Below are 13,547 nucleotides of genomic sequence, written 5' to 3'. Positions count from 1 at the left end.
GTATAGCTTGAATATATGATGGAAAATCGGATGAGAAAAATAATAACGTCGCTTATTGCAATCCTGGTAGTCACTAACCTGGAGGCACAACAACGTACCCCCAAACTTGTGGTTTGCATCACCGTGGACCAACTGAGAGGCGATTATATAGAATATTTCTACAATACATTCGGTGAACGTGGTTTCAAACGGTTGATGAACGAAGGATTGGTTTACAACAATATCAAATTCGAATTTTCCGACATCGACCAGGCAAGTGCCTTCGCAACGTTGTTTACCGGAAGCAACCCTTGTTTCCATGGGGTTACAGGAAGTAAATACTACGACTTCGAGAATGATAAAGAAGTCTCTATCCTTTACGACAAAGATTATATAGGTAATTATACCCGCGAAAATTATTCTCCTAAAAAGATGTTCAGCTCCACAATCGGAGACGAACTGAAAATTGCATCCAAAGGCAGAAGCGACGTGTATGCCATTGCCCCCGATGCGGAGAGTGCAATCCTTTCTGCCGGTCATGCGGCAAACGGAGCATTCTGGATGGACGACATGAACGGGAAATGGGCGACAACCACCTATTATAAAGGTCTTCCCTGGTATGTGGACCGTTATAATAATGGAGTGGAATCTTTGTCGGCACGCTTGGAGCAGATGGTGTGGACTCCTACCCTTCCATTGGACAAGTATAACGCTTTCCCTTACGTATTGGATGATATTCCTTTCAAATATACATTTAATGAAAAGACAAACGATTGTTTTCCGAAGCTGAAGACGACCCCTTTCATTAATAAAGAGATTAACCGGCTGGCCCTGCAATTCCTTGAATACGGTGCATTCGGCACACGAAGTTGTCCGGATATGCTGTCGGTTACCTATTATGCGGGTAACTACAAAGGAATCATGAACAAGGACTACACCCGGGAGATTCAGGATACGTATTATCAGCTGGATAAAGACCTGGAACAGTTTTTGGATGCCATCGATAAAAAGGTCGGCCTGGCTAATACCCTCGTTGTATTCACCGGCTCCGGTTATTATACCAGCGAAGAAGAATATGCGGACGGACTGCTGATAAACGGTGGAGAGTTCCATCCGAAACGTTGCGTCGCCCTGCTTAACATGTATCTGATGGCGATATACGGGCAGCAAAGCAGTTGGGTGAAAGGTTTCTATAATAACCAGATTTACCTGAACCGCAAAGCTATCGAAGACGCCAAACTCGACCTGAGAACGATACAGGATAAAGCAGCCGAATTCCTGATGGAATTCAGCGGTGTACAGCATGTAACCACCGACCATGCCCTGCTTGCCGGTGAATGGAACGAAGGAACGGTTAAATTCCGTCAGGGAACGCACCATCTGAAACGTGGCGACCTGATCATCGAACTGCAACCCGGCTGGATCATCAACAACGACAACCCGAAAGAAAAGGTAAAAATAATTCGTAATAACGCAGTAATTACCCCGTTGGTATTTATGGGTAACGGCATCAAACCGGAACATATCTACCGCGAAGTAAAAGCCACAGAGGTAGCCCCCACGGTAACCCATGTGCTGAGGATACGGCCACCGAATGCATCCCAGAGTTTGCCTCTTTGGGAGTTGACGATCAAAAAATGAGATCTTGACCGGTCACTGTATTATTGTTAACCTCCCATCCCTGGAATAAACAAAATTTGACAAGTATTTACTTTGGCACGGAATTTGATAGTGATATATCATTCCGGTGATCAATTAAATCCGATCGTCAGCAAATAATCACTTTACGAAATAAAATAAATTAATATATATCATGGGATTTAATGAATTTATGACGAAGCTGTTCGGCAACAAGTCGCAGCGAGACCTGAAAGAGATCACTCCATACGTGGATAAGATCAAGGCCGTATATCCGTCAATCCAGAAGCTCTCAAACGATGAGTTGAGAGCAAAAACAGATGAAATCAAACAACGTATTCAGGACTATGTAGCCGATGAACGGAAACAGGTGGAAGACCTCCGTAAAGGCATCGATGATAAAGAACTGGAAGAACGTGAAGCCATCTGGGCAGAAGTAGATAAAATTGAAAAGGCTATCACCGACAAGATGGAAGTGGTCCTGGAAGAATCTCTTCCGGAAGTATTCTCTATCATGAAGGAAACAGCCCGCCGCTTCACGGAAAACGAAGAAGTAGTGGTTACCGCTACCGATTTCGACCGCGACCTGGCAACCAAACACGATTTTGTCCGTATCGAAGGCGACAAGGCTATCTTCCTGAACCACTGGAAGGCCGGCGGTAACGAAATTACCTGGGACATGGTACACTACGACGTTCAGTTGTTCGGTGGTGTCGTTCTTCATAAAGGTAAAATCGCCGAAATGGCAACCGGTGAAGGTAAAACATTGGTAGCAACCCTGCCGGTATTCCTGAACGCCTTGACCCGTAACGGTGTACACGTTGTAACTGTGAACGACTACCTGTCAAAACGTGACTCGGAATGGATGGGACCGCTTTATATGTTCCACGGACTTTCCGTAGACTGTATCGACAAGCACCAGCCTAACTCGGATGCCCGCCGCGCGGCTTACAATGCAGACATCACCTTCGGTACAAACAACGAATTCGGTTTCGACTACCTGCGTGATAACATGGCGATCAGTCCGAACGATCTGGTACAACGCAAACACAACTATGCCATCGTCGATGAGGTCGACTCTGTATTGATCGACGATGCCCGTACACCGTTGATCATTTCCGGTCCGATACCCCGTGGCGAAGAACAGTTGTTCGAACAGTTCCGTCCGAATGTGGAAGTCGTTGTAAACGCACAGAAAGACCTTTGTTCCAAGTTGCTGATCGAAGCCAAAAAGAAAATGGCCAGCAGCGACCCGAAAGAAGTAGAAGAAGGTTCTATCCAATTATATCGTTCATTCAAGGGGTATCCGCGTAACAAAGCGTTGATTAAATTCCTGAGCGAACAAGGTATCAAGGCACAGATGTTGAAGACGGAAGAATACTTCATGTCTGAAAATATGCGCCACATGCATGAAGCTACCGACGAACTGTACTTCGTGATTGACGAAAAGAATAACAGTATCGAACTGTCCGATAAGGGTATCGACCTGCTGACCGGCCGTTCCGACGACCCGACATTCTTCGTATTGCCGGATATCACTTCCGAACTTTCCCAGTTGGAAAACTTCAAGGGAACGGAAGAAGAAAAGCAAGCTAAGAAAGACGAAATCCTGGCTAACTATTCTGTCAAGAGCGAACGTGTACATACAATCAACCAGTTGCTGAAAGCCTACACATTGTTTGAAAAAGACGATGAATATGTAGTGATGGACAACAAGGTTATGATCGTCGACGAACAGACCGGACGTATCATGGACGGTCGTCGTTACTCAGACGGTTTGCACCAGGCTATCGAAGCCAAGGAAGGTGTAAAAGTGGAAGCTGCCACACAGACATTCGCAACTATCACTTTGCAGAACTACTTCCGTATGTACCACAAACTGTCAGGTATGACAGGTACGGCAGAAACGGAAGCCGGTGAATTCTGGGACATCTATAAACTGGATGTCGTAGTGATTCCGACCAACCGTCCGATTGCCCGTAACGATATGAACGACCGTATCTACAAGACCAAACGCGAAAAGTACGCCGCTGTTATCGAAGAAATCAGCGCATTGGTTGAAGCCGGACGCCCGGTACTGGTAGGTACGACTTCCGTAGAAATTTCGGAATTACTGAGCCGTATGCTTACCCTGCGTAAGATCAAACATAATGTATTGAATGCGAAGTTACACCAGAAAGAAGCCGAGATCGTTGCCCTGGCAGGTCAGAGCGGAACGGTAACTATCGCAACCAACATGGCCGGTCGTGGTACCGACATCAAGCTGTCGGCTGAAGTAAAGGCAGCAGGCGGTTTGGCTATCATCGGTACGGAACGTCACGAAAGCCGTCGTGTAGACCGCCAGTTGCGTGGTCGTGCAGGACGTCAGGGTGACCCGGGGTCTTCTGTATTCTACGTATCACTGGAAGATAACCTGATGCGTCTGTTCGCTTCCGACAAGATTGCCGGACTGATGGACAAGTTGGGCTTCAAAGAAGGTGAAGTGCTGGAACACAATATGCTGAGTAAGTCAGTGGAACGTGCACAGAAGAAGGTGGAAGAAAACAACTTCGGTATCCGTAAACGTTTGCTGGAATATGATGACGTAATGAACTCACAGCGTAACGTAATCTATACCCGCCGCCGTCACGCCCTGATGGGAGAACGTATCGGACTGGACGTATTGAATACGATCTACGATACATCTACCGCTATCGCCGAAGAACATTCCGACGGTCTGGACTATGAAGGTTTCAAGCTGGAACTGTTCAAGACATTCGCAATGGAAAGTCCGTTCACCGAAGAAGAGTTCAAGAGCATGAAAGCCTCTCAGTTGGGAGACAAATTGTTCGAAAACGCATTGCAGACATTCAAACGCCGTATGGAACGTATGACGCAGGTAGCCAACCCGGTTATCAAGCAGGTTTACGAACACCAGGGTGCGATGTATGAAAACATCATGATCCCGGTAACCGACGGAAAACGCATGTACAATGTTTCATGTAACCTAAAGGAAGCATACGAAACAGAAAGCAAGGTAATCGCAAAATCATTCCAGAAATCAATCGTTCTGCATACGATAGACGAGGCTTGGAAAGAACACCTGCGTGAAATGGACGAACTGCGCCACTCGGTACAGAATGCCAGCTACGAAAACAAAGATCCGCTGTTGATCTACAAACTGGAATCATACAACCTGTTCAAGACAATGGTCGACACCATGAACCGTAAGACTGCCGCCGTCCTGATGCGCGGACAGATTCCGGTACGTGAGGAACCGACAGAAGAAGAAAAACAGGCAATGGCTCAGCGCCAGGCTGCTGCACAAGCTGCTCAGCAAGCTGCCGAACGCCAGCGTATCGAAGTAAAACAGGCCGGTCCGGAACAACGCCAGGACATGAGCCGCTATCGTACGGAGAAAACCGACATCAGCGGAAACAATGATCCGGAAGAACGTGCACCGCAACAGCCTAAACAAGAACCGGTTCGCGCCGAAAAACGTGTAGGCCGTAACGATCTCTGTCCTTGCGGAAGCGGAAAGAAGTACAAAAACTGTCACGGACAAGGTTTATAATACCTGACAGAATAACAGATAAGAAAAGGGTGGCTTGTAAAAGCTGCCCTTTTTTTCTATATTTGCACCAGATCACAATAAAGATAAATCCCATGACATTAGAAGAAAAGAAAATGGAATTCGTTGTTTTCTGTATCGAAAATGTTGCGGAACAGTTGAATGAACTGCCGGAAAATATTTATTCCAGATTAAATAACCTGGGACTTATTGATGATTTATTATTCGACTGTTACGAAGTTCTTCATACCCAAAGCAAGCAACATATAACAGAAGATATTATATTAGCCCTGAAAAACAGGGAGAAAGGAGAAATAAGTCAATGATAGTATATCATGGTTCTACCCTTTGCGTAGAAAATCCTTTAGTTGGCGTATGCCTTGACAATCTTGACTTTGGCAAGGGCTTTTACCTCACGGATATATGTGAACAAGCCATTAGCTGGGCCAAACGGGTAGCTATTATTTACAACAAACCGAACGCATACCTCAATAAATATGAATTAGACTATGAAACAATATGCCGGAATTACCGGATATTATCATTTGAAACCTACAACGAAACCTGGCTCGACTTCGTTATGGCTTCCCGGCGTGGCGAGCGTCGTTGGTCTGATTATGACATAATAGAAGGAGGCATAGCCAACGATCGTGTATTCAACACAATAGAACTATATTTTAACGGTCTGATTGATAAAGGCGAGGCTTTGAAGCGTCTTAGTTATGAACAACCGAATAATCAGATATGTCTGTTAAACCAATCACTTATAGATAAATATCTGCATTTTATAGATGCTACTAACATTAACAAGGAGGAAAGAAACGATGTCACAAGCCAATAATACATTGCTTCAAATGAAATATGCCCGGATTATTATGGGACTTTCCAAACGCCTGGGAATCAGTAGTCGCAGAGCATTAGCGCTTTTTTATGAATCGAATACCTATCAATATCTACGTCAGAAAATAGGAGATCTGCACTGCATGAGTGATAACTACCTCATTGATGAATTGATTATCGAATATACCGGTAAACAGGGTTCATAAGCCATTGAACATGAAAAAAGTTGTCATCGCCGTCGACTCTTTTAAAGGCTGTCTTTCTTCTTCCGATATAGCGAAAGCTGTTGCGGAAGGAATTCACCATGTCATCCCCGGATGCGAAGTAATAAAGGTTCCCATTGCCGACGGTGGCGAAGGTACTGTTGAAGCACTGACACAGGCTACTCACGGGCAAGTTATTACGATTCCTGTACATAATCCATTCATGCAACCCATCCAGGCCAGCTATGGCATAACCGGTGACGGACAAACCGCTGTCATCGAAATGTCGGCAGCCAGCGGACTGGACCTGATTCCCCGGAAAGAAGGAAACGTGATGCACACCACCACTTACGGAACCGGCGAACTGATAGCCGATGCCATCGATCGCGGTTGCCGTAACTTCATCATCGGTGTGGGCGGCAGTGCCACGAACGATGCGGGTGTCGGCATGATGCAAGCCTTAGGAGTCCGTTTCACCGACGATAACGGCAACGAAGTAGAAAAGGGCGGAAAGGTACTATCTGCTATCTGCCATATCGACACCCGGAGCCAGCTTCCCGAGTTATCCGCCTGTACCTTCCATATAGCGACAGACGTGACCAACCCCTTCTTTGGCCCGCAAGGAGCCGCCCATATCTTCGGTCCTCAGAAAGGAGGCAATGAAATGCAAGTCGAAGCACTCGACAAAGGGATGAAACACCTGGCCGACCTGATTCTTGAAACAACCGGCAGAGACATCAGTGACCTGCCCGGAGCAGGAGCCGGAGGAGGCATGGGAGGAGGCTGCGTAGCTTTCCTTCAGGCAAAGATTTCATCCGGTATCGAACTGATTACAGAATATATCCATTTCAAAGAAATAATCAGCGAGGCCGACCTTGTCATCACTGGCGAAGGAAGAATAGACAGGCAAACCCTGTTCGGAAAAGTCCCGGTCGGCATCGCCCGCATTGCAGCATCACAGCATATACCTGTTATCGCCATCACCGGACAAGTGGAAACTGATGCAGAAACGGACAAACAATTACAACAGGCCGGATTATCCGCAATCTTTCCTATACACCCCGCTCCGGTTAGTTTGGAAGAAGCTATGCACCCCAATTATGCTTTCCGGAATATCCGGAGAACAATAGAACAAACCTGCCGGACACTACTTATCTTTGTAAACAAGAAAGTAATAAATACAGATCATAAAATTTAGCATGACATGAAACATATTAACGGAGAGAACAACGAAATCACATTCATTTTCCCACATGACAGAATTGATTGTATTTTTTCTCAAAACACAAAATTCAACCAGATTATCAGCCAGGCCAATATTACAATCACAGGAAATAACAATCACATTTCAATGTGTTTCGATTCGGAAGACAGTGCGGAGGAATTACTGCTCAGCGACGGATTTCTCTTGATCGTAAAAGGAGATAACAATAGTATAAATATGGGAACGATACTGCTACGATGTTCTACTATTTTAGGCATGACAGGCTTGAAACTTATCATCGGACAATTGCCCGGACTGGGCGCAGGCGTTTCGCGGGTTGCCAACAACTGCCGGGTAGATATCGGGAACCGTGTAGTGATCAATGGTGTTACATTATATTTACAAGAAGATGATTCGCATGTCAGTATTGGAGATGACAGTCAGTTAAGCTGGGGCGTCGATATATGGTGCACCGATGCACATACAATAACAGATTTAGAAGGCGAACCGATAAATTTTGCCCGAAGTATAGAAATTGGCAAACATGTATGGATAGGAAAAGATGTGAAAGTTGGCAAGAATGTAAAAATATCCGATAACAGTATTGTCGGTTGGGGAAGCATCGTAACCAAAGAATTTAATGAATCGAATGTGATTATTGCAGGTACCCCCGCCAAAATCATAAAGCGAGGAATAAATTGGGACCGCAGATGTATTAATAAGTATTTAAAAGAGAAATAAGACTTCCCGGTGCATTCCTTTATAATCAACCGGTAACAAGCCGTACATTAACAGATATTCCGAAGTATACAGATTACTTTACGCGACAAAAAGTTGATTATCTATAACATAATGTCATATTTTTCTGTACATTGCAGCATAATAACTATTAAAGACTAACATTATGATCATCGGAATTCCTAAAGAAATCAAGAACAATGAGAACCGGGTAGCGCTTACGCCTGCCGGAGCAAAAGAGTTGGTAAAAAGAGGACACACCGTATATGTGCAGCATACTGCGGGTGAGAACAGCGGTTTTCCAGATTCAGCCTATGAGACAGTCGGAGCAAAGATTCTCCCGTCGATCAACGACGTCTACCAGACTGCTGAAATGATCGTGAAAGTAAAAGAGCCGATTGCCGTAGAATATCCTTTAGTACGGAAAGGACAACTGGTCTTTACTTATTTTCATTTTGCCTCGGACGAAAAGCTGACGCTTGCCATGATGGACAGCGGCTCCGTCTGCCTGGCCTACGAAACGGTAGAAAATCCGGACGGTACACTTCCTTTATTAATCCCTATGAGCGAAGTCGCCGGACGCATGTCGATACAGGAAGGCGCACGTTTCCTAGAGAAACCCCAGGGAGGCAAAGGCATCCTGTTGGGTGGCGTGCCGGGAGTGAAACCTGCCCGCGTACTGGTACTCGGTGGTGGTATAGTTGGCTACAATGCCGCGCTGATGGCTGCCGGAATGGGTGCCGACGTGACAATAGCCGATATCTCACTTCCACGCCTGCGCCATCTGGAAGAGATCATGCCCGCCAATGTCAGGACTTTATATTCTTCTACGCATAACATCGAAACGGAACTTCCGGCGACCGACCTGGTGATCGGTGCCGTCCTGATTCCCGGAGCCAAGGCACCTCATCTGATCACAAAAGAGATGCTGGGACTAATGAAACCCGGCAGTGTATTGGTAGACGTAGCGATCGACCAGGGCGGTTGTTTCGAAACTTCACATCCGACAACCCATGCCGATCCCGTTTACACAGTCGACGGTATCGTACATTATTGCGTAGCCAATATCCCGGGTGCCGTGCCCCAGACTTCCACGCTGGCATTGACCAATGCTACCCTCCCCTACGTGCTGGAACTGGCAGACAAAGGTTGGAAAGAAGCCTGCAAAGAAGATAAGACACTCTATCCCGGATTGAACATCATTGAGGGACAGATTGTCTATCCCGCTGTTGCCGAAGCATTCGGATTACCTTGTTATCCGGCGGTATTATAATCTACAGATAGCACGCAGATGACACTGGTTTCATCCAACTTTGATAAATCAATTACTCCCTCTCTTTCCTTTATAATTACAAAAAAATGTAAAATCGCTTTGATACTTTTATTGAGGTTACTACCTTAGCGCAACTAATAATAAAAATTAAATCGTTTAACAACCATGAAGAAAATTGTTTTGTTATTGGCTTTTTGCCTGAGTATTGGAAACGTATTTGCACAAGACGCTGATAAACTGCGTGATGAAGGTGATGCTGCCTTGAAAGCAAAGAACTATGCAGAAGCTTTTACAAAGTATGACGGGTTCCTGAAACAAACAAACAATGAAGATGCAGACCGTGTTTTCAACTGTGCATTTGCCGCTTTCCAGGCAAAAAAGTATGAAGATGCTGTAAAGTATTACGATCTGGCTATTCAAAAGAACAAAAACATTGATGACGCTTATACAGGTAAAGCAATGGCATTGCGTAACCTGAATAAAGCTGCCGAATTTACAGCAACCGTTGAAGCCGGCCTGAAAGCTAAACCGGGTGATGCAGATCTGGAAAAACTGCTTTATGTATATTGCATGAAACAAGGTCAGGCTGTACAAAAAAGCGGAAAGATTGCTGATGCTGAAGAATTATACAAAGACGTGCTGATCGTAAGCAATCCCAAATACAAAGAAAATGCTTTGTATAGCTTAGGAGCCATGTATTACAACGAAGGAGCCAAGATTTTGGCTGCTGCTACCGACCCGGCTAAATATGAAGCTGAAAAAGATAAGGCAGACGTTCAGATGAAAAAGGCAAAAGAATATATGGAACAGGCAGTAGCTCTTAACGCAGCGAACGCTAACGCCAAGAAAATCCTTGATTCCATCAACGAAACATTGGCTAAATAACATCCCCTGAATCCACACATTCGGTTATACAACAAAACAAGGCACGGATACACATCATAATCCGTGCCTTATTTTATAATCTCCGTTCGATTTACTCCAAACAAATCCATTCCAAATCCTCTGCAATCAAGGTCTGTTCGGTAATCTGCCCTTTATGACCACGCTTGTATTCAGGAATAAACCCCACCTTAACGGCTGTAATTTGCCGAGGTGATACCTCTTCAGGCATATCCACCCCCTGCCCGACGGACTGGCAGGTCAGATAGAAAGTTCCAATCCCCATCAAGCGTACCGACTGCCCTGTGCTCAACATATCGGCCAACACATCACCCAGATTTGCCAATACGGCATACGTATCCCCACGGCTCACAGTGGAAATCTTTGACAAACGAGCTGCTACATCGTCTGTCGTAAACGGGCTCTTTCCCGTCACTGCCCGCGGATACCATTTTTTTCCTAACTTTTGTTTCTTGTAAAATGCCATATTCATTCCTCCTTATCTGTGAATCGGCAAAGAATCATCCCGGATGATTATATAAATCATTCCCATTGATTGTATGAATCATCGGGGATGATTCCTCATCTTTCCGCAAATATAATACAAACAAGTATAAATAAAAAGCACATGTCACCCGAATTTTATCTATTCGGATAACACGTGCTCAAAAAACCTCCGGTCTACTTCAGGACTTGAAGAAGAAGCGGAATATATCATTACCGTTTGCGTAGATCAGCAAAGCGAAAAGCAGGAACATACCGGTTATCTGGGCATATTCGAGGAACTTGTCGCTCGGCTTGCGACGGGCAATTACCTCATACAAGAGGAACATCACATGGCCACCATCCAATGCCGGAATAGGCAATATATTCATAAAGGCCAGGATGATTGACAGGAAGGCTGTCTGCATCCAGAACACCTGCCAATCCCAAACTGTCGGGAAAATGCTGCCGATCGTACCAAAGCCGCCCAAACTCGAAGCGCCTTCCTTAGTGAATACATACTTCATGTCGTTCACATAGCCTTTCAAGGTATTGATACCCAGTCTGACACCGGCAGGAAACGATTCGAAAAAGCCGTAAGTACGGGTTACCGTCGGGTATAAATCCGTTTTACTCATCAGATAAACACCGATCTTACCCGCCGTATCCGGTTGGATAACGACCGACTGTTCCATTCCGCCACGGTAAAATCCAAGTGTAATATCCTTTCCTTTATTCTGATCCAGCATTTTAGCCACATCTTCAAACAGAGGGGTTGCCTGGCCGTTAATCGAGACAATACTGTCTCCCGGTTGCAAACCGGCAGTAGCAGCAGGCGAATCTTTCTCAGAAAGTTTCTTTACAACCATCGGTACACGATCCGGACTGGCAAATCCTTTTCCTTCACGCATAAAACGCTGCATCATATCCTCCGGTATAGGAATAACCGTTTCCACACCATCACGCAAGACTGTTACATTACTTGCTTCCACAACCTTACGGAAGCTGGACTGATCCAGGCGATCCAATTCCTCATTGTTGGCCTTCAACAGGATATCACCGTCGCGGAAACCTACCTCCTGAAATGCCTCGCTGTAATACATGCCATGCTTCATATTTTTCAGAGGCAAATAAGTTTCGCCCCAGGTATAAAGCACCATCGAATAAATAAACAACGCCAACAGGAAGTTAAACAAAACCCCTGCGATCATGATCATCAAACGCTGACCGGCCGGCTTGGAACGGAACTCATACGGTTTGGCAGGCTGTGCCATCGCTTCCTTGTCCATACTTTCGTCGATCATACCGGATATCTTGCAATAGCCGCCTAAAGGCAACCAGCCGATACCATATTCCGTTTCGCTGTTCTTCGGCTTGAATTTGAACAATGAGAACCAAGGATCGAAGAAAAGATAAAACTTCTCTACCCGTACCTTAAAAATACGGGCAAAGATAAAATGTCCGAACTCATGTACAAGGACCAATATCGATAAGCTCAGGATGAGCTGTAACGCTCTAATTAAAAATGTCTCCATCTATTTGTTTGTCTGTATTAATTTATTTCTTTTTACTCATATAACCTTCCCCGGTCTATTTTCCGGCTATCGTATTCATGACCGAAGCCGCTACCCTCCGTGCCTCGGCATCTGTCGCCACATAATCCTCATAAGTAGGCGTTGCGATAAAAGAAGAGGTCGCCATCGTCTTTTCAATCACATCACTCATTTGAAGGAAACCTATTTCGTCGCGCAGGAAAGCAGCCACCACCACTTCGTTGGCAGCATTCAGGATACACGGCATATTTCCTCCCGTACGGATGGCATCGAACGCAAAAGCCAGGTTACGGAAACGCGTCATATCGGGTTCCTCGAACGTCAACGTGGAATAGAGGTTAAAATCCAACCGGGGAGCCTTACTCGTCAGGCGCTTCGGATAAGAAAACGCATAACTGATAGGCAATTTCATATCCGGGATACCCAACTGGGCCATCACAGCACCGTCTTCAAACTGAACCATCGAATGAATGACCGACTGCGGATGCACTACGATCTGTATCTGTTCAGGCGTTACGCCGAACAGCCATTTCGCTTCGATCATCTCAAAGCCTTTATTCATCATAGAAGCCGAATCGATCGTTATCTTTGCTCCCATGCTCCAGTTCGGATGCTTCAACGCCTGTGCCTTGGTGACCACTGCCAGTTCCTCCATCGTCTTCGTGCGGAACGGACCACCGGATGCGGTAAGCAGGATCTTTTCCACCTGATTCTCCCATTCTCCCGCTAAACACTGGAAAATGGCGGAATGTTCAGAATCGACCGGCAATACCGGCACTTTATGTTCCGTGGCAAGCGAGGTAATCAGTTCGCCGGCTACCACCAATGTTTCCTTATTTGCCAACGCTATGGCTTTGCCTGCCTTGATAGCGGCAATCGTCGGTTTCAGGCCGGAATATCCGACCATGGCAGTCAGTACCATGTCGATTGGCTCCGACTGTACCACCTGGGCGATAGCGTCCGAACCGGCCCACACCTTGATCGGCAGATCTTCCAAAGCCTCTTTCAGTTCGGGATATTTCTGTTCGTTGGCAATAACGACCACTTCGGGCATATATTTTCGTGCCTGGTTAATCAGTAAATCTACCTGGTTGTTAGCGGTCAGAGCATATACTTCAAACAGATCGGCATGTTCGCTGATCACCTCCAAAGCCTGTGTCCCGATTGAACCGGTAGAACCTAATATGGCTAAACTTCTTTTCAT

The 13,547-nt window shown here is 45.7% G+C and carries 12 protein-coding genes; 9 read left to right on the top strand and 3 right to left on the bottom strand.

Features of this window, described 5'->3' with window-relative positions:
* The first annotated feature begins 30 nt into the window (after positions 1-30).
* The 9 genes from C825_RS10590 to C825_RS10550 all read left to right on the top strand — a co-directional run bounded on the left by C825_RS10590 (position 31) and on the right by C825_RS10550 (position 10,310).
* Positions 31-1,620, top strand: a complete 1,590-nt coding sequence (locus C825_RS10590) for an alkaline phosphatase family protein (protein ID WP_010802433.1) — start codon at positions 31-33, stop codon at positions 1,618-1,620.
* A 172-nt stretch (positions 1,621-1,792) separates the two neighbouring features.
* Positions 1,793-5,170, top strand: coding sequence for a preprotein translocase subunit SecA (gene secA, locus C825_RS10585; protein ID WP_007658948.1), 3,378 nt, complete (start codon positions 1,793-1,795; stop codon positions 5,168-5,170).
* Positions 5,171-5,262: 92 nt separating this feature from the next.
* On the top strand, positions 5,263-5,493 hold the full coding sequence (locus C825_RS10580; protein WP_007658949.1) for a DUF3791 domain-containing protein: 231 nt from the start codon (positions 5,263-5,265) through the stop codon (positions 5,491-5,493).
* Positions 5,490-6,008: a DUF3990 domain-containing protein gene (locus tag C825_RS10575; protein ID WP_010802432.1), complete on the top strand. Its 519-nt coding sequence runs from the start codon at positions 5,490-5,492 to the stop codon at positions 6,006-6,008. The genes C825_RS10580 and C825_RS10575 overlap by 4 nt, the downstream gene beginning before the upstream one ends.
* The gene (locus C825_RS10570; RefSeq protein ID WP_007658951.1) at positions 5,992-6,213 is read left to right on the top strand and encodes a DUF3791 domain-containing protein; all 222 of its coding nucleotides are present in this window, start codon (positions 5,992-5,994) and stop codon (positions 6,211-6,213) included. The genes C825_RS10575 and C825_RS10570 overlap by 17 nt, the downstream gene beginning before the upstream one ends.
* Before the next feature lie 10 nt (positions 6,214-6,223).
* A complete protein-coding gene (locus tag C825_RS10565) occupies positions 6,224-7,408 on the top strand; it encodes a glycerate kinase family protein (RefSeq protein WP_010802431.1) in 1,185 nt (394 codons plus the stop codon).
* Positions 7,409-7,414: 6 nt separating this feature from the next.
* Positions 7,415-8,155 (top strand): acyltransferase, encoded by a 741-nt coding sequence (locus tag C825_RS10560; RefSeq protein WP_010802430.1) that lies wholly within the window; start codon positions 7,415-7,417, stop codon positions 8,153-8,155.
* 163 nt (positions 8,156-8,318) lie between these two features.
* Positions 8,319-9,425 carry an alanine dehydrogenase gene (gene ald, locus C825_RS10555; RefSeq protein WP_010802429.1) on the top strand — a complete coding sequence of 369 codons (1,107 nt, stop codon included), beginning with the start codon at positions 8,319-8,321 and terminating at the stop codon, positions 9,423-9,425.
* Positions 9,426-9,590: 165 nt separating this feature from the next.
* Entirely contained in the window at positions 9,591-10,310 is a 720-nt protein-coding gene (locus C825_RS10550) for a tetratricopeptide repeat protein (RefSeq protein WP_007658956.1), read from the top strand.
* Positions 10,311-10,401: 91 nt separating this feature from the next.
* On the opposite strand, the gene C825_RS10545 is transcribed toward C825_RS10550, so the two are convergent.
* The 3 genes from C825_RS10545 to C825_RS10535 form a co-directional block, all read right to left on the bottom strand.
* Entirely contained in the window at positions 10,402-10,794 is a 393-nt protein-coding gene (locus C825_RS10545) for an HU family DNA-binding protein (RefSeq protein WP_007658958.1), read from the bottom strand.
* Positions 10,795-10,993: 199 nt separating this feature from the next.
* Entirely contained in the window at positions 10,994-12,325 is a 1,332-nt protein-coding gene (gene rseP / locus C825_RS10540; protein WP_007658960.1) for an RIP metalloprotease RseP, read from the bottom strand.
* A 55-nt stretch (positions 12,326-12,380) separates the two neighbouring features.
* On the bottom strand, positions 12,381-13,547 hold the full coding sequence (locus C825_RS10535) for a 1-deoxy-D-xylulose-5-phosphate reductoisomerase (RefSeq protein WP_010802428.1): 1,167 nt from the start codon (positions 13,545-13,547) through the stop codon (positions 12,381-12,383).

This window comes from Parabacteroides sp. ASF519, assembly GCF_000364265.2.
Lineage (GTDB): Bacteria > Bacteroidota > Bacteroidia > Bacteroidales > Tannerellaceae > Parabacteroides > Parabacteroides goldsteinii.
This window is presented reverse-complemented; position numbering and strand designations above follow the sequence as displayed.